Here is a 23,229-nt window from a genome sequence, read left to right on the forward strand (position 1 = left end):
GGATGAGGACGTGAGCTATCTCGAAAGCAATCTCAAGACCGTCCCCACCGGCCTCTCGAAGGTGCTCTATCTCAACTGGGCGCTGGTGCTGCTGCTCTCTGCCGTCGCCTCCGTCGGGTTCCTGATGCTCTACTCCAACGCCGGAGGGTCCTTCCAGCCCTGGGCAGAACCGCAGATGAAGCGTTTCGCCCTAGGCATGGTCGCCATGTTCATGATCGCCATGGTGCCGATCTGGTTCTGGCGCAATATCGCGGGGGTGGCTTATATCGTCTCCTTCATGCTTTTGATTTTCGTGGAGTTTTTCGGCCATGTCGGCATGGGGGCACAGCGTTGGATCGACCTGGGCTTCATGAAGCTCCAGCCTTCCGAACTGATGAAAATCTCTCTCGTCATGCTGCTCGCGGCCTATTACGACTGGTTGCCGATGGACAAGGTCTCCCGCCCGCTCTGGGTCGCCATTCCGGTCATCCTGATCCTCGTCCCGACCTTTCTGGTTCTGAAACAACCCGATCTCGGCACCTCGATCCTGTTGCTCGCAGGCGGGGCCATCGTGATGTTCGCAGCCGGCGTGAGCTGGTGGTATTTCGGGGCTGTGGTGGCCATGGCCGCAGGTCTGATCAGCGCCGTCTTCATGTCACGCGGCACCTCTTGGCAGCTTTTGAAAGACTATCAGTTCCGCCGCATCGACACCTTCCTAGATCCCTCGACCGACCCCTTGGGCGCAGGCTATCACATCACCCAGGCGAAGATCGCGCTTGGCTCCGGCGGCTGGACCGGGCGCGGCTTCATGCAGGGCACACAAAGCCGTCTCAACTTCCTGCCCGAGAAGCACACCGATTTCATCTTCACCACTCTGGCGGAAGAATTCGGCTTCATCGGCGGCTTCTCCCTTCTGGCGCTCTATGCCGGGATCATCGTCTTTTGTCTGATCTCCGCGATGAACAACAAAGACCGCTTCGGCGCGCTCGTCACCATCGGCATCGCGGCGACGTTCTTTTTCTTCTTCGCGGTCAACATGTCGATGGTCATGGGGCTGATGCCGGTCGTCGGCGTACCCCTGCCGCTGGTATCCTACGGTGGCTCGGCCATGCTCGTGCTGCTCGCCGCCTTCGGCATCGTGCAATCCGCCCATATTCATCGCCCGAGAGGGAAACGCTGACCATGAGCCTGACGATCCTTTTCTCCGCCCCGGACCGGCTCTGGCCCGCCTATTCGGAGGCTCTCCCCAAGGCCTTTGACGCCGCAGGCATCGACGCGCATCTGACGCGCGAGACCGATCCCGAGACGGTCGATTACATCGTCTACGCCCCCAACGACGCCTTACGCGACTTCACCCCCTTCATCCGCACCAGGGCCGTATTGAGCCTCTGGGCCGGGGTCGAGAAAATCGCACCCAACACCACCCTGACCCAGCCCCTGTGCCGCATGGTCGACACCGGTCTGGCGCTCGGCATGCGCGATTACGTCGTGGGTCATGTGATGCGTCATCATCTCGGAATGGATCGGCATATCCACGGCCTCAGCGGTGTCTGGGATCAGACCACGCCGCCGCTCGCCCGTGACCGTAAGGTCACCGTTTTGGGCATGGGCGAGCTGGGCCGCACCTGCGCCGACGCACTCTCGGGCCTCGGCTTCGATGTTACCGGCTGGTCGCGTCGCCCGAAAGACGTGCCCGGCATCACCAGCCTCTCCGGCCCGGACGGGTTGCAAAAGGCCCTTTCGACCGCCGAGATTCTCGTACTGCTGTTGCCCGACACAAGTCAGACGCAAAGCATACTGAATGCCGTCACGCTAAATCGCCTCCCGAAAGGCGCCATGATCGTCAATCCGGGGCGCGGCACGCTGATCGACGACACTGCCCTTCTGGCCGCCCTCGACAGTGGCCGGATCGCTCACGCGACCCTCGACGTTTTCCGCACCGAACCTTTGCCCGAGGATCACCCCTACTGGTCGCATCCCAAGGTCACAGTCACGCCGCATATCGCCGCCGAAACGCGGCCCGCTACCGCGTCTGAAGTGATCGCCGAAAACATCCGGCGCGGCGAAGCGGGGGAGCCCTTTCTGCATCTCGTCGATCGCAGCGCAGGCTACTGACCCCAAAATTACCGCAGCCCCGCCCGTTTCCTTTGCTGCGAAAATACTCGGCCTCACCGCAGGATCGGCGGCGCATTCGGGTCCATGCCCGGCGCGGAGGGGCCGTTGGTCTCGAACGGTTCCGGCTCCGGCAAATCAAACCGCAACCCGAACCGTGCCAGAGACGCACAGACCGGATCGGAGGATTTGAAGAACGCCACATCGAGCGCCCCTGCCTCGATCCCGGAGAAGATCAAAGCTTCAGACACAAGACGCGCCAGAGCCGTCTCGGCTCCCGGAATTTGATCCACGAAAGCAAGGAGATGCGAGCGCACCCCGTCTTCGTATTTCACCCCGGCCAGATAACAGAGCTTCGCCAAGCCCCCCGCAATCGCAAGCTTGGCGTCGAGCGCGGTTATCAGAAGCTCCGGCAAACCGGCGGGCGGGAAGACCTCTTCGGCCTTGCCGTGCGTCTCAACCGGGGCATTGCCCAGCGTCGCATGCAGCCAGTCGACCGCCTCTCCCGGCAAGAGCATCTCGGAAGGCGCCACAGACAGATTCAGCCCAAGCCCATAACCCGATCCGGTCAGCATCTCCGCCAGAACCCGCCCCGACATCGCCGCATAGGGCGCATGGCCCGCGAATTCCGCAAGACGCTGCTCGCGGTCGAAGGCAAGGACAAAGCTGTTCTCTTCAACGGGAAACACCCGTGGCGAGATCGGCCCCTCGCCGTCATGTTCCTCTTCGAGCAACAGGAACCATTCGCCATCCGCCACCCGTTCAAAAAACCTGAGACGGGCGTTGTCGTCATCCGGTGCAGCCTGCATGGCGGCATGGGCGAGGTCGACAGGCGTTTGATCTGGCGTGTGTTCGGTCATGGTCTCTCTCACAACAAGTCCCGGATCCGGGCACGCAGCTCCGGCAGGAGCTCGGCTTCGAACCACGGATTTTTCTTAAGCCAAGCCGTATTGCGCCAGGACGGATGAGGCAAGGGAAAGAGACGCGGCGCATGCGCACGCCAGCCTTGCACTGCCTCGGTCAAACTGCCCTTGTGCCCGGTGTGATAGCGGATCGCATGCAGGCCGACCGGCACAATCAGGTCCAGATCGCCAAGCTCCGCCATCACCCTGTCATGCCAGGTCTCACGACAGATCAAGGGCGGCGGAATGTCCGCGCCTTTCGCGTCATAGCCCGGAAAACAAAACCCCATCGGCACGATGGCGATCCGGTCGCGGTCATAGAATGTCGCCTCATCCAGCCCGAGCCACGCGCGCAGCCGGTCGCCCGAGGGATCGGTAAAGGGCCGCCCGCTCTCATGCACCCGCGCGCCGGGGGCTTGGCCCGCGATCAGGATGCGTGCCGAAGGACGGAACCACACCACCGGGCGCGGCGCGTGATGCGTCGCGGTGGCGGCGAACTGCCCGGCGCAGAGGCGGCAGGCAGAAATGTCATCGGCAAGACTCATGGAATGGTTCTAACGCGCGAGATTGAAAAAGGCCACTTGACTCATTTCTATATTTTTAGAAATATCAAAATGAATCACAGGAGACCGACATGAGCCTTCTTCCTTTCGACGACATCACTCTGGCCGAGGCGGCCAGCACCTTTGCCGCCCTCGGCTCCGAACAGCGACTTCTGGTGCTGCGCGCGCTGGTGCGGGCGGGCCCGAAGGGTCTGACCATCGGTGAGCTGGGCGCACGCACCGGCATCACCGGCGCGACGCTCACCCACCACATGAAAACACTGGCCGCCACGAAGCTTGCCAAGCAGGAAAAGCACGGCCGCTCGGTAATCTGCATCGCCGCCGATTATCGCGAGCTGGATACGCTGGTCTCCGCCCTGCTGTCCGAATGCTGCGCCGATTGCACGGACGACGCCTGCGCCCCGGACAGCCATTGCCACAGCGATCATCGCACAGGAGAGGATCATGACTGAGCTGACGCAAACCCCGCCCCGCCAGACCTCGCTCTGGAAGAAAACCGACAAGGCGCTTTTGCTCATCGCGCTCGTCTTACTCGCGGTTGCGCTCCTCGACCCCACGAACCTCTGGCCGACCCTGCGGTTCACAGCCCTTGCACTCGGGGCGGCAGCACCTTTCCTGTTGTTCGCCATCCTCGCGACCGCCTATGTGCAGGCCTCGGGTGCCGAGACGCTCTTGGCGCGGGCCTTCGAGGGCCGCGAGGTGCAGATGATCGTGGTCGCCGCACTCGTCGGCGGCATCTCCCCCTTCTGTTCCTGTCAGGTCATCCCCTTCATCGCCGCCTCGCTGGCGGTGGGCGTACCGCTCTCGGCGGTCATGGCTTTCTGGCTCGCCTCCCCTTTGATGGACCCGGCCATGTTCTTTGTGACAGCCGGCGAGCTGGGTGTGGATTTCGCCGTGGCAAAAACCGTGGCCGCCATCGGCATCGGCCTGATGGGCGGGTTTGGCGTCAAGCTCCTCGGCGGCACGGCACTGTTCTCCGACCCGCTCAAAGCCTTCAGCAAACCTTCCTGCTGCGCCAGCTCCGGCCTCCGGGGCACGCCGCTTTGGGCCTTCTGGCGGGACCGCGCGCGGATCGAGACGTTCAAATCGAGTTTTCTCAAAAACCTGATGTTCCTCGGAAAATGGATGCTCGTGGCCTATGCGCTCGAAAGCGTGATGCTGTCCTACCTGCCCGCCGACACGATCGCCTCCGTGATGGGCGGCGACGGCATGCGCCCGATCATGATCGGCGCGCTGATCGGAGCGCCCGCCTATCTCAACGGCTTTGCCGCCGTGCCGCTGATGTCCGGGTTGATCTCGCAGGGCATGGCCGAGGGAGCCGCCATGTCCTTCATGGTGGCAGGTGGGATTTCCTGCATTCCGGCGGCTGTGGCGGTCTGGGCCCTGGTCAAACCACGCGTGTTTGCCGCCTATATCGGCTTCGCTCTTTTGGGAGCGGTTCTTGCCGGCATGATCTGGTCGGTTTTCTAAGCAAACCTTCGTGAAATCGCCCCGCGAGCGGGACCCAGCCCCCCGCTCGCGCTTGCCCTGTTGCCGCAGTTGCACTATTCCCGATCCGAACAGGGCAAGGGACCGGAGGGCACGGGCATGTATAAAATCTGGAATTACATCACCAACTATTCGCTGCTTTTGATCTTCGGGGCCATCACGGCGCTGATCTGGGCGAATGTCGATGCGACCTCCTACCACGCCCTCGTCGATTACCCGCTTGCCGAGAACTTCTTCATCGGCCACCCGCATCTGGACGAGGCGGGTCATATCCACCGCACGCTGACTCTGCACTACCTGTTCAACGACGTGCTCATGGCCTTCTTCTTCGCCATCGCCGCGAAAGAGGTCTGGGAGGCGGTGATCCTCAAGAACGGCTCGTTGCGCGGCAAGAAAGCCGCAACGCCACTGATCGCCACGGCGGGCGGGATGCTTGGGCCGGTCGTGGTCTATCTCGGTTTGGCGATGCTCTTCGGCTCCGACACCTATGACGCGGTGAAGAACGGCTGGGCGGTTCCGACCGCCACCGACATCGCCTTTTCCTATCTCGTCGGGCGCCTGGTCTTCGGCGCCGGTCACCCGGCGGTGCGGTTCCTGCTTCTGCTGGCCATCGCCGACGATGCCGCCGGCCTCGTGATCCTCGCGATCTTCTATCCGACGGGTGAGCTGGCCGTGGAATGGCTCCTGCTGTCGCTGGCCGCCGCCATCCTGGTGTTCCTCGTCGCCAACTGGCTGCCGCGCACGCTCGACCGCCACAATCAGATCCGCCCGAACTCGACCTGGGTGCGCAAGAATCTCGGCTTTTGGCCCTATATGATCGCGGGCTGCATTTCCTGGTACGGCTTCATGCGCGCGGGCATTCACCCGGCTCTGGGTCTGCTGCCCATCGTGCCGACCATTCCGCATGCCGACCGCGCCTTCGGGATTTTCGCCGATGCCGAACAGCACCTGCACGACCTGCTCAACGACATCGAGCACAAGCTGAAAGCCCCGGTCGAAGTCATCCTGTTCTTCTTCGGCCTGCTCAACGCCGGTGTCGAGTTCAACGCCATCGGCGAACCGACCTGGCTTGTCGTCGGCGGGCTTTTGATCGGCAAGCCGGTCGGCATTATGATTATGGGCACACTCGCGGCGCACGGGCTGGGTCTGGGGCTTCCGGCGGGGATGCGCACCATCGACTTGCTGGTGATCGGCTGTGTCGCCGCCATCGGGTTCACCGTGTCTCTGTTCATCGCGTCCGTGGCTTTCGATGCGCATACGCTTCTCGACGGCGCGCCGGTTCAGGATGCCGCGAAGATGGGTGCCCTGTTCTCCTTCGCCGCCGCGATTATCTCCATCGTGGTCGGAAAACTGTGCAGAGTGAAGAAACAATACATCTGACCTTCGCAGATCTCTGCGACACTGTTTCTCTTACGAGGCCGAAATCCTGGATTTCGGCCTCAATCTTGCCACATTTGCGCGATCAGAGATGGATTTGCCGGGGTGAGACGACATAATATAGCCGAAATGACCTTTTAAAACACTCTACAAGACCGCCTGTACAAACAGGAATGTGTTGAGGCAGTAACACGGCGGGGGCGTATGCTCGAGTTCGACAATGTCAGCAAGTCCTTCTGGACCGGAAAGCAGCGCAAGGTGATCCTTGATCGCGCCTCTTTCCGTGTTGAGCTTGGCAATTCGCTTGGCATTCTTGCGCCCAACGGCACCGGCAAAACCACCATCATCAACATGATGTCCGGGCTTGAGAAGCCCGATGAAGGCGAGATCCGCCGGGGGTGCCGCGTGTCCTTTCCCCTGGGTTTCATGGGAGGGCTGATCGGCAAACATACGGCGCGCGAGAACGTGCGCTTCATCGCCCAGATCTACGATCTCGACCCCGATTACGTCGAAGCCTTCTGTCGCTGGCTCTGTGATCTGGACGAATATTTCGACATGCCGGTCTCGACCTTTTCCTCGGGTATGCGGTCGCGGCTGTCCTTCGCGCTTCTGCTGGCGCTCGACTTCGACATGTATCTGATCGATGAAGGCATGCCCTCCACCGCGGATGTGAATTTCAACCGCAAGGCCGGCAGCATCCTGCGCGAGCGTCTCGATCGCACCACCATTATTGTTGTGTCCCACCAGGCCGCGACACTTGAAAAATTCTGTCGCTCCGCCGCCGTTCTGCGCAACGGCCGGCTCTACATGTTCGACACGCTGGAAGAGGCCAAGGCACTGTATGACTACCAAGGTTAAAGCCCAGAAATTCCGCGTACGCCGGACGCCCCGTGCCGCCCAAAGTGCCGTCGCACAGCCGGATGCAGAGGTGCTGTCCCCCGAAGAAGCACTCGAAGCCGATATCCGTGCCGAGGAGGACAAGCTGTTCGACAACGGTGCCGCCGATGACGGCTTTGGCGACATGCCCTTCCCCGGCTCTGCCGCGGCGGACAAGAACGTGACACGCATCCCACCGAACCCAACCGCCCGCAAACGGGCGCAGGGCGGCGTGGCCCGCACTCTCGGGGGCGCTGCGAATGACACGAACAGCGTCAGCGGCGATGTCACGCCCGCCGACGAAGCCTCCATCGACGCGGAGATCGACGCCATCCGGCGCGAGGGCCTGACCGGACGGCAATTGCGCATGGCACGCCGCGTGGCACAGAAACACGGCATCGCTGCAACTTCGGATTTCGACGCGGTCCGTCTGTTGCGCAAACAGGGTATCGATCCGTTCCAGCGCAGCTCCATGCTCGAACTGGTGACCACCGACAAAGACGCATCACGGGCTCTGACCACAGCCGACGGGCCGAAACTGCCGAAAACCGTGGATGGCAATGCCCAATTGCCCTCACCCGACATCCTTGAGCGGTTGAACCGTGAGGATGAAATTTCCCGCATTCAACAGGACATCGCGAGACGCCGTCAACGCAAGATGCTGCTTCTGGCGGCGCGGCTTCTGGTGTTTGTCGGCATCCCCACGCTGCTCGCGGGCTTCTATTTCTACCGGATCGCGACTCCGATGTACGCGACCAAATCCGCCTTCATCATCCAGCAGGCCGAGGCCGCCTCCGCTGCGGGCAGCGGGCTCAGCAGCATGCTGAAGGGCACGTCTTTCGGCTCCTCACAGGATTCCATCGCGGTGCAGGATTACCTGACCTCGCGCGACGCGATGTTGCGGCTCGATGCCGATGCCGGGTTCAAGGCGCATTTCGCCTCGCAGGCGATCGACCCGATTCAGCGTCTGCCGGAAAACCCGTCGAACGAAGCCGCCTACAAGGTCTATCTCGACCGGGTCAGCATCGGCTACGATCCAACCGAGGGTCTTCTGCGCATGGAAGTGGTCGCCGCCGATCCGGAAACTTCGCAGGAATTCTCCGATCTTCTGGTGAAATATGCCGAAGAACAAGTGGACCACCTGACCCAGCGTCTGCGCGAAGACCAGATGAAAGGCGCGCGCGAGAGCCTTGCCGATGCCGAGGCAAAGATGACGGCCGCGCAGGAAAAGGTCGTCCTTCTACAGGAACAGCTCGGGATCATTTCACCGGATGCGGAAACCGCTGCGATCATGTCGCAGATTTCCGGTTTCGACACCCAGTTGCAGCAAAAACGCCTCTCGCTTCAGCAATTGCTCGACAACCCGCGCCCGAACCAGGCCCGTGTTGATGGCACACAGGGCGACATTCGCCGCCTCGAAGACATTATCGCCGATCTGCGCAAACAGCTGACCGAAGCCTCGAACGGAGCGGGTTCGCTGGCCCGGATCACCGCAGAGCAGCGCATGGCCGAGGTGGACCTTGCGACCCGTCAGGCGATGGTGGCGCAGGCCATTCAGGCGCTCGAAGCCTCCCGGATCGAAGCCAACCGCCAGGTGCGCTATCTGTCCATGTCCTCGCGTCCCGTGGCGCCGGATGAACCGACCTACCCGCGCAAATTCGAGAACACGCTTCTGGCGCTTCTGGTGTTCTCCGGCATCTACCTGATGGCCTCGCTCACCGCTGCGGTGCTGCGTGAACAGGTTTCTGCCTGATCCTTTCCCTTTCCAGACCTCAAAAGGGTGCGACATTCTGTTCAGACAGAATGTCGACCCGTTTGCGTATGAACCAGTATCGACACGCGGAACTTGAAAGGATCTGACGATGAAACATTTTGCACTTTCTCTCAGTCTGATGGCCGCCCTGCCCTTCGCCGCCCAGGCACAGGGCATTGGGGGCGAATTCATGACGAACTGGGACCTGAACGAGGATGGGCAGGTGACGCTCGCCGAAGTGCGCGAACGGCGCGGCGATCTGTTCTATATGTTCGACGAAGACGAGGACGGCAAACTCAACGATGCGGAATATGCCACCTTCGACGAAACCCGCGCGATGGATCGTGAAATGCATCTCGAGGAATACGGCACCACGATGGGCCCCGGTCAGGGGCAGGGACTTGGACAGGGCGGTCAGGCCCAGGGTCAGGGCCCCCGCGGGCCACGCGCCTTTGCAGCGGGCATCGACTCGGTGCAGGCTTCGATGACGCGCAAAGCCAACGACCTGAACCGGGACGGCGTTGTGACGCGCGCGGAGTTTGTCGGCAATGGCGACCAATGGTTCGCCCGCATGGACCGCAATCGCGACGGCGTGGTGACACTGGGCGATTTCGGCAACTGAGCGTCGCTCAACACGTAACAGTTTCGTCTGACAGAGACCCCCCGGACCCGTTTCCGGGGTCTCTTTCGTGTAAACCTCAGCCAGATCGGGGTCATGGAAAAATCTTTCCCCGGATGACGAGATTTTGCCGAAAAAGGGGTTGCGCCCGACGCGGGGACGGACTAATTAGCCCCCCACGTTGGGGTGTAGCCAAGTGGTAAGGCACCGGTTTTTGGTACCGCGCACCGTAGGTTCGAATCCTACCACCCCAGCCATCTTTCTCTGCACCAATGAAACAAGACCCGACGGACCAACCCCGCCGGAAAGTGCCCCTGTCGTCCTTTTCAAGGGCACGCCACGAGAGCCGAGGAGCCTATCCAAGGGGGGGGTAGCCACAGACGTGGTATTGCGGCGATACCGCACTCGTCGCCATAGCTCGCCGCCTGCCGCAGCCACCGGGACGCATCACGTCCCGGCGACAGGGGGGATCAGCTCAGGATCTTGCGGAAGCGTGCCAGAACCAGCGTCAGCGCGATCAGAGACATGGCAACCATGGCCGCGAGTTGACCGATCACGAGATCGAGCCCCGCGCCGCGGTAGAGCACGGATTGCGCGAAGGAGACGAAATGCGTCGCCGGGCTGATCGTGCGCATGACGATCTGGAGCCAGCCGGGCATGGATTCGAGCGGAGTGATGCCGCCCGAAAGCAGGATCATGATGACGATCACCGGAATGGTCAAAAGCCCGAACTGCCCCATGTTATGGGTGAAACTCGCCAGCATCAGCCCCATTGACCCCATCGAGATCACATAGATCGCAGCCCCCAGCACATAGAGCGTCAGGGAGCCGGCAATCGGCACCCCCATAGCCCCCTGAACCACGATTACGAGGCTCAGCACCGACGCCATCAGAATCACGCCGCCGGTGGCGAAAATTTTCGACAACACGATCTCATGCGGACGCACCGGCATCACCAGCACATGCTCGATCGTGCCGCGTTCGCGCTCGCGAATGAGAGAGGCCCCCGACAGGATCAGCATCAGCATGGTGACGTTGTTCATCAACTGCATCACGGAGGTGAACCAGCGCGTCGTCATGTTCGGGTTGAACCGGCTGCGGAACACCACATTCACCAGATCGTCACTCTCCCCACCCGGCGCGAGATAATCGGAGACGGTGTCCGCCAGAAGCTGCGTCATGAAGGAGGAGCCATTGCCTGCAAAGGCCACCGCGGTGGCATCGGCGAGGATCTGGATTTCAACGGCATCGCCCCGGCGCAGGTCGCGTTCGAGATCGGGCGGCAGGGAGACGACCAGTACGTAATCGCCATCTGTCTGCGCACTTGCAGCCTCCCTCGGGCTCAGAAGAGCCGGAGGCTCGAACAGCGGCGCACGGATCTCGTCGATGATGCGCGCCGACAGCGGGCTGTGATCCTCGTCCACCACCGCGACCGACAAATCCTTGACCTCCGTCGACCCTGCATCCGACACCAGCCAGACGGCGGCGCTGAAGACGTAGAGGATCAGCGCAACCATCACCAGATCGCCGCGGATCGCCCGCAATTCCTTGACCGTGAGACGGAGGATGTTGGAAAGGCTTTTCAACATGTCAGGCCTCCTGCTTGCGCAGGGCAAGCACGGCAAGGGTGAGGTAAATCAGGCAGAACGCCGCGATCACAAGGATGTTCTGCGCCACATCGCCGAGACCGAAACCCTTGAGGAACGTGCCGATGGAGATCGGCTGAAACCACGCCCCGGGAAAGGACTGGCCCAGCATGCGGCCCATCGGGGCAAGCGTCGAGACCGGCGTGACCAGACCTGAGAAGTTCACCGTCGGGATGATCGCAAGCACCGCCGTCGCGAAAACCGCAGAGACCTGCGTGCGGGTGAAACTCGACATCAACTGACCGAACCCCGTGGAGGCGATGACATAGAACAGCGCGGCAAGGCCCAGCACCGGCAGGCTGCCATACAAAGGCACACCGAAGATCCAGAGCCCCAGCCCCGCCAGCACCCAGAAATTGAACCAGGCGATGACGATATAGGGGAGCTGTTTGCCGACGAGAAACTCGACCTTGCGCACCGGGGTGGCACGGAAATTGGCGATCGTGCCGGTTTCCTTTTCACGCACCACCGAGATCGCCGACATGATCGCCGGGATCAGCATCAGGATCAGCATAAGCATCGAAGGCACCATGGCATGCGCGCTCTTGAAGGCCTGATTGTAGAGATAACGGGTCGAAATCGACAGGTTGGAGCGGGCTTGCGTGCCGGTCTCGGTTGCGAGATCATGAGCAAACTGTGTCAGGAGCCCGAGTGCATAGCCTTCGGCGGTTTCACCGCGAAACGGCATGGAGCCGTCGACCCACAGCGAGATTTCCGGCGCTTTCTGCCCCTGATGCAGAGCCTTGCCGAACCCGTCGGGGATCTCCATCGCCAGGGTCAGATCGCCTCGTTCCATTCGTCGATCCACGGCTTCGAGCGTGTCGTAATCCGCCTGCTGGTCGAATTGCGGGATGGCGGAAAACGCCTCGATCAACCGTCGGCTTTCCGGCGTGCGATCCATGTCGTTGACGGCAAAGCTCAACTTGTCGACATCAAAGGAAATCCCGAACCCCATGGTGATCAACAGGATGATCGGACCCGCGAGAGCAAAGAACATGCGGATCGGATCGCGCATCAGTTCCAGCGTCTCGCGCGCCGTATAAGCCCAGAGGCGGCTCGCCGCGCGGTGCAGGGCGTTCGGGGCAGCGACCGCCATTTCGGCGCTCAGGCTGGCCGTCTCGGGTGGTGCGTTTTCGGCCCGCGCCTCGCCTTCGAGAGCCGCGATGAAAGCCTCTTCCAGAGTCGCCGCACCACGTCGTTCGGTCAGCTCCTGCGGCGCACCGACATCGAGCACGCGCCCCGCATGCATAAGTGAAATCCGGTCGCAACGCTCCGCTTCGTTCATGAAATGGGTGGAGATGAAAATCGTCACCCCCTTGTCGCGCGACAGCGAAATCAGCTTGCGCCAGAACGCGTCGCGCGCCAGCGGATCGACCCCGGAGGTCGGTTCGTCGAGAATGAGGATACGCGGTTCGTGGATGGTCGCGACCGCAAGCTGCAACCTCTGCCGAATGCCAAGGGGCAGCCCGTCGGGCATGGCCCCCGCCACGTCGGTCAGCTCGAACTCGTCCAGCACCTCACGCACCCGCGCGGCCCGGCGTTCGGGCGGAATGTGGTAGAGCTTTGCATGCAGTTCGAGGTTCTGCCGCACGGTGAGTTCGGCATAGAGCGAAAAAGCTTGCGACATATAGCCGATATTCCGGCGCGCGGCCATGTCGCCGTTCTCGAGTTCTTCGCCAAAAAGTTTCGACCGCCCCTCGGTCGGCTGCAACAGCCCGGTGAGCATCTTCATCGTCGTCGATTTGCCACAGCCGTTGGAGCCGAGAAAGCCGAAAATCTCGCCCTCGGGAATGGTGAAGCTGACGTGATCGACGGCGGTGAAATCACCGAAGCGCTTGACCAGATCGAACGCCTCGATTGCGGGCACCGCACCGTCTTTCTCAGGCCGGGGGCGCAGTGTCACTCCGACCTCCTCGCCCTCCTCTTTCGGCAGCATCTCGATGAAGGCTTCCTCAAGCGTCGCCTTGCCCGCCTGCGCGCGGATTTCCTCCGGCGTTCCCGTGGCGATCACCTTGCCATCGTTCATCGCGGCCAGCCATTCGAAGCGTTCCGCCTCCTCCATATAGGCGGTGGCCACCAGCACGCTCATGCCGGTGAGCTTGGCGCGAATGCGGTCGATCAACTCCCAGAACTGCCGCCGCGACAGCGGGTCGACCCCGGTCGTCGGCTCGTCGAGGATCAGAAGGTCCGGATCATGGATCAGCGCCGCACAAAGCCCAAGCTTCTGCTTCATCCCGCCCGACAACTTGCCCGCCGGGCGGTCGAGAAAGGGCGCAAGCCCGGTAGCCTCGGTCAGCATGGCGATGCGCTCATGCCGCTCGGCATGTTTCTGGCCGAACAGACGCCCGAAGAAATCGAGGTTCTCGCGCACGCTCAGGGTCGGGTAAAGGTTCCGGCCCAGCCCCTGCGGCATATAGGCGATGCGCGCCCCCAGAGCGCTGCGGGCGCGGACGTCGCGCATATCCCGGTCGAGGACGGCGATCTCCCCCGTCTGGGCTTTGCGCACCCCGGCAATCAGCCCCAGAAGCGTGGATTTGCCGACCCCGTCCGGGCCGATCAAACCGACCACCTTCCCGGCAGGAATGTCGAGCGTCACATCGTCGAGCGCAAAAACCGCCTTGTAACGATGCGACACGGCGTTGAGGCGTGCCACATGTTCCATGACGGGTTACTCCGGCACGTTGACGGTCAGATGCTCCGGCCAGTCCACATCCGTGCGGCTGCGTACGAACCCGATGCCGCGCACACCGCTTTTGATCAGGCTCTCGTATTGCGCCAGAAGGGCACGCGGCACAGACAATTTCACCCGGAACACAAGCTCCTCGCGCTGTTCCTGAGTCTCGACATTCTTCGGCGTGAATTGCGACTGGGGCGAGATGAAGGTGATCGTCGCGGGCACCACGTAATCGGAAATCGGATCGAGGATCAGCCGCGCCTCGTCCCCCACCGACAGTGTGCCGATCGCCGTCGCGGGCAGATAGATGTTCATGTAGACATTGCTCAGATCGAGCATGGTGACGACCGGATAGCCCGCGTCGATCACTTCACCCGGCTCATGCAGACGATAGAGCACCCGGCCCCGGAGCGGCGCGGTGATGGTCAGGTCGTCGAGGGCGAGCTGCACCTGTTCCCGATCCGCCTCCGCCGCCGCGATGGTGGCCTTGGCATCCTCGATCTGTGCCCTGGCCATCTCGACCGTCGCCTTGGCACTGTTGAGCGCGTTGGTGGCATCATCGAGCGAGCTTTGCGGCGCTGTGCCGGTTTCACGCAGCTTCACCACCCGATCATAGGTCGTCTGCGTCACGGAGAGCGCGCTTTCCGCCTGCATCAACGTGGCCTGCGCCACGGTCAGCCCGGCATTGGCGCGCAGCACGGCGGCCTTGGCGGCGTTGAGCTTGGCATTGGCATCCGCCGTCCCCATCTGTGCGATCACATCGCCCGCCGCCAGAAGATCGCCCTCTTCCGCCGTCACGCTGTCGATACGGCCCGCGTATTTCGTCGCCACATCGACGGTCTGCGCCTCGATCCGGCCATTGGAACTGTAGATGCCCTCCTCGCCATTCGACTTGCCGAATTTTTCGAGCAGCGTGTCGAACCGGCTTTCCGCCAAAGCGGGGGAAATTCCCGCTCCCAGCGCAGCGATCAGAAGGAATGTGAAAATGGAGCGGGAAGGAAGCATCGGATCGGCCTTTCTCGGGACGGACTCGCAATGGGTCACAGGTATGGCTTTGACTATCATGCCTTTCTTCGCACAGGAATCACAAATGACAGAAACGTCAATTTGTGACTGTACGTCGACCTGTACCCGATACGCACCAAAAGCGACCGCCCTACGATCGCCCCGGTCGCGAAAAGCCCCGCCCGAGGGCGAGGCTCTGCGATCATGTGCATCGGGGCACCCGGTTGACGGAGGATCGCGGCTGGAAACGATCAGAGACCGAGAAACACGGTCTCGCCGACCAGTTTGACCGGGAAGGTCAGGCTCACCCCCTCGTCGGCACCTTGCGCGGCCCCGGTTTCAAGTGAAATCACCCAATTGTGCAGCGGGCATGTGACACATCCGTCGTGCACGATGCCGTCGCTCAGCGGCCCGTTTTTGTGCGGGCATTTATCTTCGAGGGCGAACAGGCGGTCGTCCGTGGTGCGAAAGATGGCGATGGTCATCTCGCCGTTTTTCACACAGCGCGCGCCTTGACGCGGAATATCGTTCAGAGCTCCGACTTCAATCCAGGTTTTCGTCTGCATGTTCATTCTGCTGCCTCCAGATTGAGGGTGGCCATGGGTTTGAATTCATGGGCTTCGACGCCCGCGACACGTTCGGCCCAAGGGTCGATCTGCGCGAATATCTGCGAGAAGGCGAAGCGGTCTGCGTATTCTTTGCGCGCCTCGAGATTGTCGTAGACCACCTCGCGAATATGGTCGTAACCGATCCGGTCTGCCCATTTGTAAATCCGTTCAAGGTAGAACCCGGTTTCTCGGTAGTATTGCGTCAGCGCGCAAACTGTCTCCATGACCTCGTCTTCGGTCGCGACTTTGCCCAACACGGTGGTGCCTTGGATGTGCAGACCCGCCGCGCCGCCGTAGACGATCTCGTAACCGCTATCGACGCAGATGATGCCGATGTCCTTACAGGTCGCCTCGGCACAGTTGCGCGGACAGCCGGTGACCGCGAGCTTGAGTTTTGCCGGAGACCACGCACCCCAGAGCGCCTTCTCCAACTTGATGCCCAGACCCGTCGAGTCCTGCGTCCCAAACCGGCACCAATCCGTGCCGACACAGGTTTTCACCGTGCGCAGCCCCTTCGCATAGGCCGCACCGGACACCATGCCAGCGGCATTGAGATCGGCCCAAACCGGGATCAGGTCTTCTTTCTTGACGCCGAGCAAGTCGATCCGCTGACCGCCGGTCACCTTGACGGTCGGGATATTGTAACGATCCGCCACATCCGCGATCAGGCGCAGCTCATCGGGGGTGGTGATGCCGCCGAACATTCGCGGCACGACGGAATAGGTGCCGTCTTTCTGGATGTTGGCGTGCACACGTTCGTTGATGAAACGAGACTGCTGGTCATCGACATATTCGCCCGGCCAGTCCGCCACGAGATAATAGTTCAGCGCCGGACGACATTTCGCACAGCCCTCGGGCGTCGACCATTCCAGCTCCTGCATCACGGCGGGGATGGATTTGAGGCCCTTCGCCTTGATCATCCGTCGGATATAGCCGTGACCATGGGTGGTGCAGCCGCAAATGCCTTGCGCTTCGGGGATTTTGAAATCGTCGCCAAGGGTCACGCCCATGACGCCCTCGACGAGGCCGGTGCAGGTGCCGCAGGAGGCAGAGGCCTTGGTGTGGGCGCGCACTTCGGCAAGCGTCGTCAGGCCCTTGTCCTTGATCGCCGCGACGACCATGCCTTTGGTGATGCCGTTGCAGCCGCAAATCTCCGCGTCGTCCGGCAGGGCCGCGACCGCCGCCAGCGGGTCAACCGTGCCGCCGCCCTGATAGGCCTGACCGAAAATCAGCGTCTCGCGCATCTCGGATACGTCTTCCCCGGAGATCAGCATCTGGTTGTACCAAGCTCCGTCCGCGACATCGCCGTAGAGCACCGCGCCGATCACCTTGTTGTCCTTGAGGATCACGCGCTTGTAGGTGCCGCGCATCGCATCGCGCAGCACGATGTCTTCGCGCCCCTCGCCTTCGGCGAAATCGCCGACGGAGTAGAGATCGCAGCCGGTGACTTTGAGTTTCGTCGGCGTCTCTGCATGTGCGAAAGCTGCCTCCGATGCCCCGGCAAGATGCTCGGCGGCCACTTTCGCCATGCGGTAAAGCGGCGCGACAAGGCCATAGACCATACCGCCCACTTCGACGCATTCCCCAACGGAATAGATATTCGGATCGGAGGTCTTCATCGTCGCATCGGTGACGATGCCGCGATTGACCTCAAGCCCTGCCTCTTTGGCAAGCTGCGTGTTAGGGCGGATGCCGACGGCCATGACCACGAGGGAGGCGTCGATCACACGCCCGTCGGCAAGCTCCACCCCCTCGACTTTGTCGGAGCCGAGGATCTGTTTGGTGTTCGCTTCGCAGAGCACTTCGATGCCGCGCGATTCCAGTTCTTTTTGCAAAAGATACCCGGCTGCGGTGTCGAGCTGACGCTCCATCAGGGTCGACATCAGGTGAATGACAGTCACCTCCATACCGCGCAGTTTCAGACCTGCGGCGGCCTCAAGCCCCAAAAGACCGCCACCGATCACCACAGCGCGCCCGCCCTTTTCGGCAGCTTTAATCATACCGTCGGTGTCATCGAGATCGCGGTAGGCCAACACGCCCGGCAGATCCGATCCCGGCACCGGAATGATGAAAGGGGTCGATCCGGTGGCGATGACCAGCTTGTCATACTCGGCGACAATGCCTGTCTCGGAGATCACCTTACGCTCATGACGGCGAATCTCGGTGATCTTGTCGCCCTGATGTAGCGTGATGCCATGTTCGGCATACCAGCCTTCGCCATGGATGATGATGTCGGCATAGGTCTTTTCGCCCGACAGAACCGGCGAGAGCATGATGCGGTCATAGTTCACACGCGGCTCGGCGTTGAAGATGGTGACTTCATACTGGTCGCTCACTTCGAACAAATGCTCAAGCATCCGGCCCGGCGCCATCCCGTTGCCAACGATAACAAGTTTCTGTTTATGAGTGTGTTCAGTCATAACGGCACGTCCTCTCAGAACACGGTTCGTATTGAACCAGATTGTCTTTTGGTGAGAATGCAGCGCCGTTGCTGCGGGCCACGCGGGGTGGCGATGTCGGTCATGTCGCGCCCTTGCGACATGCGAGCGCATGGCTCGTTACGGACAATCTTCTAGGGGATCGCCGGTGTGAAACAAGACGGAATTGCTGGGCTTGTCCCAAAACCCCTCGCAGTCGCAGCAAGACCTGCCTAAGTTTTATGCAAACGGGCACACCGAAATGACAAAAAAGGCAAGGTGGAAACACCCTGCCCCTGTTTCACATCGCCAGAGCGCTCAGCCGACCTGACGCCCGTGCGACCAGACGCCTCGAATCACCGGCATTCCTTCGATCCGCGCGATGCGCACCAGATCGGCATGAAGCCCCGGCGCGATGCGTCCGCGATCCGAGAGCCCCACCGCCTCGGCAGGGTTCGCTGTGACGGTGGCGATGGCGCGCGGGATGTCGTCCCACAAATCCGCCAGAAGCATCGCCGAAGACATCAGCGCCGAGGGCACATAGTCCGAAGACACGATATCCAGAAGCCCACGCTCCGCCAGCTCATGCGCCGCGACGTTGCCGGAATGCGAGCCGCCACGAATGAGATTGGGCGCGCCCATCATCGCAGCGATGCCATGCAGTTTACAGGCCTGCGCCGCTTCGATCGTGGTCGGGAATTCGGCCACACGCACGCCATGCTGGCGCGAAACCTCGACATGCTCCGCCGTGGTGTCGTCATGGCTGGCCAGAACCGCGCCGTAGCGTTTCGCCTCGGCCACCGCCACCGCTTCGTGGCGCACGGCATAGGTGTCGCGCAGCTCGTAGAGGTGGTTCACATGGTCGTCGAACTCGGCATTCGACATGCCGCGTTTCTTTTGCACATAATCGCGCAGCTTTTCGATGTCGCGAAACTGCCGCTGCCCCGGCGTGTGATCCATCAAGGACACGAGGCCCACCCGATCCTCCGGACCGAACTCGGCCATCTCGGCCTCCAAGGTCTCCGAACAAATCTCTGCCCTGAGATGTAGGAAATGGCTGATCTTCAGCGCCCCGAGATCGCGCAGATGCATCACCTCGCGCGACAGATTGCGCGCGTATTTGCCATAGCCCGCATCGCCACGCGTATGGATCGACCCCACGCGCATCGCATCAAAGACAGTGGTGATCCCGACCGAAGCCAGTTCGGCGTCATGGGCGAGGATGGCGGCCTGATGCGGCCAGTCGACCTTGGGACGCGGTTCGATATGGCGTTCGAGATTGTCGGTGTGCAACTCGATCAAACCGGGGATCATCATATCGCCCCCTGCATCAATCGCCCCCGCAACCGAGGTGCCGCCGGTGCTCACATCCGCGATCTTGCCGTTCTCAACACGAAGGCTGCCCTGGATCACCTCGGTCGGCAAAACGATCCGTGCATTGGTCAAAGTAAAGTCGGTCATCACATCGTCCTTGTCAGAGGCGCTTCATTGCCCGATCCATGTCACACGGATGTGACAGGGAGCCGTTAGGACAGCGCCATGGATGAATTCAAAAGATACGCGGTCTATTACGCCCCCGCTCCGGGGCCGTTTGCCGAATTTTGCGCCCATTGGCTGGGCTGGGATGCGTTTGAGGGCATCGAGTTGCCGCACCCCGCAATCGAGGGCCTGCCCGCGCCGATCCGCGAGATCACCGAAGCCCCGCGCAAATACGGGTTTCATGGCACGCTCAAGCCACCGTTTCGCCTGACCGGCACGCGTACCGAATTGATGGCCGATCTTGCGGCGTTCGCCGCAGCCCATCGGCCCATCGAGATGGAGGGGCTCACACTCACCCGCATCGGCGGGTTTCTGGCGCTCACCCCCATGGGCGATCTGGCGCCCCTCGAAGCCCTTGCCGGAGAAATCGTCGCCAAGCTCGATCCGCATCGCGCGCAGCCCTCGGAAACCGAACTGGCGCGCCGTCGGTCCGCAGGGCTTTCGGAGCGGCAGAACGCGCTTTTGACGCAATGGGGCTATCCCTATGTGATGGAGGAATTCAAATTCCACCTCACGCTGACCGGCAAGCTTTCCATCGAGGAGGCCGAAACGGTCAAAACCGCGCTGGAGCCTGCGCTCGCGCCGCTTCTGCCCCACCCCTTCCGCATCGACGATCTGTGCCTCTTCGGGGAGGCGGAGGATGGCCGGTTTCATCTTTTGCACCGCTATACGCTTTCGGGCTGAAGCGCCGCGAGGAATGCGTCCACCGCCGCGTCCAGCGCTCCGTCATTGTTGATACGCCGCACCGGCAGGCCCGGCGCGATGTCATAGCCCGCGCGCGCCAGACGTTTTTCAATCTCCGCCCGGCTTTCTCGCCCGCGCGCCGCGAGCCGACTGGTCAAAACCTCCGGCGAAGCGGTGATCAGCAGGACGCCCATATTGGGATAAAGCGCATAGGCCTCCGGCAGGATCGCGCGCGAACCGTTAAAAAGCACATCGCGCCCTTCGCTCAGCGCCGCATCAATCGAGATCGGCACACCGTATTTCAGCCCATGCGCCTCCCAATGGAGCGCGAAGTCTCCGGCCGCGACACGCCGGTCAAATTCCTCGACTGTGACGCCTTCGAAATCTTCCCCGCCCGCCTCTGTGGGACGGGTGATCACGCGTTTCGCCACGGCGAGATCGCCACGCCGCTCAAGCGCCGCTTCGATCAACGTATCCTTGCCCACGCCGGACGGCCCGACCACGGCATAAAGACGCCCGACCACGGCTCAGGCCGCCTTCGCAGGCGTAAAGGCCGAAACATTGATCTCCCGATCTGCGACCCGTTCACGGGCCGGAGCATCGTGGAAAATCCCGATGATCGCCGCCCCGCGCGCTTTGGCCTCTTCGATCAGCGACAGAACCGTTTCGCGATTGGTCGCATCGAGAGAGGCGGTCGGTTCATCCAACAGCATCGCCGGATAGTCATGGGCAAAACCGCGCGCGATGTTCACGCGCTGTTGCTCGCCACCCGAGAATGTCGTAGGCGACAGGCCCCAGAGCGTTTCGGGGATATTGAGCCGGGACAGAAGATCGCGCGCCTTGGCAAAGGCCACCTCTTTATCGACACCAACGGTCAGGAGCGGCTCCGCCACCACCTCCAATGTGGGCACACGCGGCACGACGCGCAGGAATTGCGAGACATAGCCCAAAGTTGCCCGGCGCAGCGCGATGATCTCGCGCGGCTCGGCGGTGGCGACATCCGTCTCGCCCACCCAGATATGCCCGGAGGCCGAGAGGTAATTGCCGTAAATCATCCGCATCAGCGTCGACTTGCCCGCCCCCGAATTGCCCGTGAGCGCCACGCATTCGCCGGGCATGACATCGAACGTCGCCCCCTGCATGACGGGGATCACGGCGCTGCCCTGATTGTGCAGGGTGAAGGATTTCGAGACGTCTTCAATCCGGATCATCGGACGCGTTTGGGGCAGCGTTTGGGTCATGGGATTACAGCCAGTTTTTCCATTTCGAGAGAAGATAAGTCCCCAGCGCCGAACCGAACATCAGCGCCGAGGCGATGAGATAGCCATGCGGATGTTCAAGGCCGGGGATGAAGGGAAAGTTCATGCCATAGACAGACGCGACCAGCGTCGGCGGCAGGAACAGAACCGCCACAACCGACAGAATGCGGCTTGTGTCGCTTTGCTCCAAATTGATGAGGCCGAGCACAACATCGGTAAGCTGAGCGATCCGCCCTGAGAGGAAATCGCCATGCACGGTGAGCGCCTGACAATCCTTGACCTGCGCCTTGAGGATCGTGGTCAGCCCCTTGTCCTTGTCCTCGACAAGACCCAACCCAAAGCTCGACAAAGCCCGCTCGACGGTCAAAAGCGCATGCCGGTATTTCGCCACCTGCTCGCTTTGTTTGCCCAGCGCCCGAAGCGCATCGGCCAATTCATCGCCGCGCGGTTCGGGGTCGCGGAAGGCGATATGCGATTGCTGATCGAGCGCCACGCCAACGCCTTCCATCAGGTCGGCGATGCGGGCGATGATCTCTTCGATCAGGCTCAGAAACACCCGCCTTCGCCCGGCATAGCCTGCGCTCGATTGCGCGGCGTGCGCCGCAAAGGTCTCGAAGGGGCGCGGCGTATGATAGCGCACCGTAAACAACCGCTCCGGCGTGATCAGAAAGGCAACGGGGCCGAAAGACGGCTCCTTGTTGCGGTCGAGCCCCGGCAGAACGATGGTCAACACCTCGGTGTCGCCATCGCGATAAAGCCGGTTCGATACCTCGATCTCCTGCATATCCGCAAGCGTCGGCACGGAAATCCCAAGCGCCTCCACAGCCGCAACCTGCGCTGGTTGCGGGCTGAGCAGATCAATCCACAGCGCCTCGGACAGGTGCCCGGTCGGATCGCCCTCCGGGGGCAATCTCTCAAGGCCTGTCTCAGTGGGTCGATAGGCGAAAATCATGTGTCACACCTGCAAAACAGAGGACACAAGAAGCTGGGTATAGGCATGTTGCGGGTCATCGAGCACCTGATCGGTCAGGCCATGTTCCACGACATGGCCGGATTTCATAACCATCAGACGATCCGCCAAAAGCCGAACGACAGCAAGGTCATGAGTGACGATGATCGCCGACAGTCCCATTTCCCGCACCAATCCGCGCAAAAGATCCAAAAGCCGCGCCTGCACCGAGACGTCAAGGCCCCCAGTCGGCTCGTCCATGAAGACAAGCCTTGGCCCGGTCACAAGGTTCCGCGCGATTTGCAGGCGCTGCTGCATCCCGCCCGAAAAGGCCGAGGGTTTGTCGTCCACCCGGTCCTCATTGATCTCCACGCGGTCCAACCAATCAATCGCCTGCGTGCGGATATTGCCGTAATGCCGCGCGCCGACCGCCATGAGACGCTCGCCCACATTGCCGCCGGCAGAGACCCCCATGCGCAGCCCGTCGCGCGCGTGTTGATGGACAAAGGCCCAATCCGTGCGCGACAGCATCCGGCGTTCGGGTTCGGACATGGTGAGCGTGTCGACCATGCCTCGATCACGGGTGTCGAACAGAACCTGCCCGCTGTCGGGCGGCAAGTGCCCCGCCATACAGTTCAAAAGCGTCGATTTGCCGGAGCCGGATTCGCCCACGATGCCCATCACCTCGCCGGGGTAGAGATCGAAGGACACATCGGTGCAGCCGATCCGACCGCCGTAGGTTTTGCGGATGTCTTTGACGGAAAGAAGCGGTTGGATCG

21 protein-coding genes and 1 tRNA gene are annotated in these 23,229 nt (G+C 61.8%); 10 read left to right on the forward strand and 12 right to left on the reverse strand.

The window, feature by feature from the left end; genetic code table 11:
* Window positions 1–10 precede the first annotated feature (10 nt).
* Together rodA and NH195_RS01190 are read left to right on the forward strand one after the other, a co-directional pair.
* Window positions 11–1,159 carry a rod shape-determining protein RodA gene (gene rodA, locus NH195_RS01185; protein ID WP_066701823.1) on the forward strand — a complete coding sequence of 383 codons (1,149 nt, stop codon included), beginning with the start codon at window positions 11–13 and terminating at the stop codon, window positions 1,157–1,159.
* A 2-nt stretch (window positions 1,160–1,161) separates the two neighbouring features.
* Window positions 1,162–2,094: a 2-hydroxyacid dehydrogenase gene (locus NH195_RS01190; RefSeq protein ID WP_066701828.1), complete on the forward strand. Its 933-nt coding sequence runs from the start codon at window positions 1,162–1,164 to the stop codon at window positions 2,092–2,094.
* A 53-nt stretch (window positions 2,095–2,147) separates the two neighbouring features.
* Here the strand turns inward: NH195_RS01190 and NH195_RS01195 are convergent, their stop codons facing one another.
* Both NH195_RS01195 and NH195_RS01200 read right to left on the reverse strand, forming a co-directional pair.
* Window positions 2,148–2,951: an SseB family protein gene (locus tag NH195_RS01195; RefSeq protein ID WP_066701831.1), complete on the reverse strand. Its 804-nt coding sequence runs from the start codon at window positions 2,949–2,951 to the stop codon at window positions 2,148–2,150.
* An 8-nt stretch (window positions 2,952–2,959) separates the two neighbouring features.
* Window positions 2,960–3,538, reverse strand: a complete 579-nt coding sequence (locus tag NH195_RS01200; protein ID WP_066701834.1) for a uracil-DNA glycosylase family protein — start codon at window positions 3,536–3,538, stop codon at window positions 2,960–2,962.
* 89 nt (window positions 3,539–3,627) lie between these two features.
* On the opposite strand from NH195_RS01200, the gene NH195_RS01205 reads away from it, so the two are divergent.
* The 7 genes from NH195_RS01205 to NH195_RS01235 all read left to right on the forward strand — a co-directional run bounded on the left by NH195_RS01205 (window position 3,628) and on the right by NH195_RS01235 (window position 9,926).
* Window positions 3,628–4,008 (forward strand): ArsR/SmtB family transcription factor, encoded by a 381-nt coding sequence (locus tag NH195_RS01205; protein ID WP_066701837.1) that lies wholly within the window; start codon window positions 3,628–3,630, stop codon window positions 4,006–4,008.
* Window positions 4,001–5,026: a permease gene (locus NH195_RS01210; protein WP_066701839.1), complete on the forward strand. Its 1,026-nt coding sequence runs from the start codon at window positions 4,001–4,003 to the stop codon at window positions 5,024–5,026. Before NH195_RS01205 ends, NH195_RS01210 begins: the two co-directional genes overlap by 8 nt.
* Before the next feature lie 117 nt (window positions 5,027–5,143).
* Complete coding sequence (locus tag NH195_RS01215) at window positions 5,144–6,424, forward strand: Na+/H+ antiporter NhaA (RefSeq protein WP_066701841.1); 1,281 nt, start codon at window positions 5,144–5,146, stop codon at window positions 6,422–6,424.
* A gap of 201 nt (window positions 6,425–6,625) precedes the next feature.
* Window positions 6,626–7,279, forward strand: coding sequence for an ABC transporter ATP-binding protein (locus tag NH195_RS01220; protein ID WP_066701847.1), 654 nt, complete (start codon window positions 6,626–6,628; stop codon window positions 7,277–7,279).
* The gene (locus NH195_RS01225) at window positions 7,263–9,050 is read left to right on the forward strand and encodes a KpsE/RkpR family capsule polysaccharide export protein (RefSeq protein WP_066701850.1); all 1,788 of its coding nucleotides are present in this window, start codon (window positions 7,263–7,265) and stop codon (window positions 9,048–9,050) included. The genes NH195_RS01220 and NH195_RS01225 overlap by 17 nt, the downstream gene beginning before the upstream one ends.
* Before the next feature lie 109 nt (window positions 9,051–9,159).
* The gene (locus NH195_RS01230) at window positions 9,160–9,672 is read left to right on the forward strand and encodes an EF-hand domain-containing protein (protein ID WP_066701854.1); all 513 of its coding nucleotides are present in this window, start codon (window positions 9,160–9,162) and stop codon (window positions 9,670–9,672) included.
* Window positions 9,673–9,851: 179 nt separating this feature from the next.
* Window positions 9,852–9,926: transfer RNA gene (locus tag NH195_RS01235), tRNA-Gln, on the forward strand.
* A 213-nt stretch (window positions 9,927–10,139) separates the two neighbouring features.
* Here the strand turns inward: NH195_RS01235 and NH195_RS01240 are convergent.
* The 6 genes from NH195_RS01240 to NH195_RS01265 form a co-directional block, all read right to left on the reverse strand.
* The gene (locus NH195_RS01240) at window positions 10,140–11,258 is read right to left on the reverse strand and encodes an ABC transporter permease (protein ID WP_066701859.1); all 1,119 of its coding nucleotides are present in this window, start codon (window positions 11,256–11,258) and stop codon (window positions 10,140–10,142) included.
* A gap of 1 nt (window position 11,259) precedes the next feature.
* Window positions 11,260–13,977 carry a ribosome-associated ATPase/putative transporter RbbA gene (rbbA, locus tag NH195_RS01245; RefSeq protein ID WP_066701862.1) on the reverse strand — a complete coding sequence of 906 codons (2,718 nt, stop codon included), beginning with the start codon at window positions 13,975–13,977 and terminating at the stop codon, window positions 11,260–11,262.
* Between the two features lie 6 nt (window positions 13,978–13,983).
* Window positions 13,984–14,994 carry an HlyD family secretion protein gene (locus NH195_RS01250; RefSeq protein ID WP_066701864.1) on the reverse strand — a complete coding sequence of 337 codons (1,011 nt, stop codon included), beginning with the start codon at window positions 14,992–14,994 and terminating at the stop codon, window positions 13,984–13,986.
* Between the two features lie 251 nt (window positions 14,995–15,245).
* On the reverse strand, window positions 15,246–15,566 hold the full coding sequence (gene nirD / locus NH195_RS01255; protein WP_081423728.1) for a nitrite reductase small subunit NirD: 321 nt from the start codon (window positions 15,564–15,566) through the stop codon (window positions 15,246–15,248).
* Complete coding sequence (gene nirB, locus NH195_RS01260; RefSeq protein ID WP_066701867.1) at window positions 15,563–18,022, reverse strand: nitrite reductase large subunit NirB; 2,460 nt, start codon at window positions 18,020–18,022, stop codon at window positions 15,563–15,565. Before nirB ends, nirD begins: the two co-directional genes overlap by 4 nt.
* A 315-nt stretch (window positions 18,023–18,337) precedes the next feature.
* Window positions 18,338–19,480, reverse strand: coding sequence for an alpha-D-ribose 1-methylphosphonate 5-triphosphate diphosphatase (locus tag NH195_RS01265; RefSeq protein ID WP_066701871.1), 1,143 nt, complete (start codon window positions 19,478–19,480; stop codon window positions 18,338–18,340).
* Window positions 19,481–19,558: 78 nt separating this feature from the next.
* Between NH195_RS01265 and NH195_RS01270 the strand changes: the two genes are divergently transcribed.
* Window positions 19,559–20,242, forward strand: coding sequence for a DUF1045 domain-containing protein (locus tag NH195_RS01270; protein WP_066701873.1), 684 nt, complete (start codon window positions 19,559–19,561; stop codon window positions 20,240–20,242).
* Here the strand turns inward: NH195_RS01270 and phnN are convergent.
* Genes phnN through phnK form a run of 4 tightly spaced genes read right to left on the reverse strand, consistent with a single transcriptional unit; the run spans window position 20,224 to window position 23,227 of the window.
* On the reverse strand, window positions 20,224–20,766 hold the full coding sequence (phnN, locus tag NH195_RS01275; RefSeq protein WP_066701877.1) for a phosphonate metabolism protein/1,5-bisphosphokinase (PRPP-forming) PhnN: 543 nt from the start codon (window positions 20,764–20,766) through the stop codon (window positions 20,224–20,226). The two genes, NH195_RS01270 and phnN, sit on opposite strands and share 19 nt — an antisense overlap.
* 3 nt (window positions 20,767–20,769) lie before the next feature.
* Window positions 20,770–21,453, reverse strand: coding sequence for a phosphonate C-P lyase system protein PhnL (gene phnL, locus NH195_RS01280; protein ID WP_066702177.1), 684 nt, complete (start codon window positions 21,451–21,453; stop codon window positions 20,770–20,772).
* Between the two features lie 34 nt (window positions 21,454–21,487).
* On the reverse strand, window positions 21,488–22,453 hold the full coding sequence (locus tag NH195_RS01285) for a CorA family divalent cation transporter (protein WP_066701879.1): 966 nt from the start codon (window positions 22,451–22,453) through the stop codon (window positions 21,488–21,490).
* Window positions 22,454–22,456: 3 nt separating this feature from the next.
* Window positions 22,457–23,227: a phosphonate C-P lyase system protein PhnK gene (phnK, locus tag NH195_RS01290; protein ID WP_066702178.1), complete on the reverse strand. Its 771-nt coding sequence runs from the start codon at window positions 23,225–23,227 to the stop codon at window positions 22,457–22,459.
* Window positions 23,228–23,229 lie beyond the last annotated feature (2 nt).

Origin of the sequence: Celeribacter ethanolicus, assembly GCF_001550095.1 — a bacterium.
GTDB lineage: Bacteria > Pseudomonadota > Alphaproteobacteria > Rhodobacterales > Rhodobacteraceae > Celeribacter > Celeribacter ethanolicus.

Coding starts and splice junctions, on each gene's coding strand:
- NH195_RS01250 (WP_066701864.1), bottom strand. CDS start 14,994: ATGCTTCCTTCCCGCTCCATTTTCACATTCCTTCTGATCGCTGCGCTG.
- nirB (WP_066701867.1), bottom strand. CDS start 18,022: ATGACTGAACACACTCATAAACAGAAACTTGTTATCGTTGGCAACGGG.
- rbbA (WP_066701862.1), bottom strand. CDS start 13,977: ATGGAACATGTGGCACGCCTCAACGCCGTGTCGCATCGTTACAAGGCG.
- phnL (WP_066702177.1), bottom strand. CDS start 21,453: ATGATCCGGATTGAAGACGTCTCGAAATCCTTCACCCTGCACAATCAG.
- NH195_RS01230 (WP_066701854.1), top strand. CDS start 9,160: ATGAAACATTTTGCACTTTCTCTCAGTCTGATGGCCGCCCTGCCCTTC.
- NH195_RS01265 (WP_066701871.1), bottom strand. CDS start 19,480: ATGACCGACTTTACTTTGACCAATGCACGGATCGTTTTGCCGACCGAG.
- NH195_RS01220 (WP_066701847.1), top strand. CDS start 6,626: ATGCTCGAGTTCGACAATGTCAGCAAGTCCTTCTGGACCGGAAAGCAG.
- NH195_RS01210 (WP_066701839.1), top strand. CDS start 4,001: ATGACTGAGCTGACGCAAACCCCGCCCCGCCAGACCTCGCTCTGGAAG.
- NH195_RS01240 (WP_066701859.1), bottom strand. CDS start 11,258: ATGTTGAAAAGCCTTTCCAACATCCTCCGTCTCACGGTCAAGGAATTG.
- nirD (WP_081423728.1), bottom strand. CDS start 15,566: ATGAACATGCAGACGAAAACCTGGATTGAAGTCGGAGCTCTGAACGAT.
- NH195_RS01200 (WP_066701834.1), bottom strand. CDS start 3,538: ATGAGTCTTGCCGATGACATTTCTGCCTGCCGCCTCTGCGCCGGGCAG.
- NH195_RS01195 (WP_066701831.1), bottom strand. CDS start 2,951: ATGACCGAACACACGCCAGATCAAACGCCTGTCGACCTCGCCCATGCC.
- NH195_RS01270 (WP_066701873.1), top strand. CDS start 19,559: ATGGATGAATTCAAAAGATACGCGGTCTATTACGCCCCCGCTCCGGGG.
- NH195_RS01205 (WP_066701837.1), top strand. CDS start 3,628: ATGAGCCTTCTTCCTTTCGACGACATCACTCTGGCCGAGGCGGCCAGC.
- NH195_RS01215 (WP_066701841.1), top strand. CDS start 5,144: ATGTATAAAATCTGGAATTACATCACCAACTATTCGCTGCTTTTGATC.
- NH195_RS01190 (WP_066701828.1), top strand. CDS start 1,162: ATGAGCCTGACGATCCTTTTCTCCGCCCCGGACCGGCTCTGGCCCGCC.
- NH195_RS01285 (WP_066701879.1), bottom strand. CDS start 22,453: ATGATTTTCGCCTATCGACCCACTGAGACAGGCCTTGAGAGATTGCCC.
- NH195_RS01225 (WP_066701850.1), top strand. CDS start 7,263: ATGACTACCAAGGTTAAAGCCCAGAAATTCCGCGTACGCCGGACGCCC.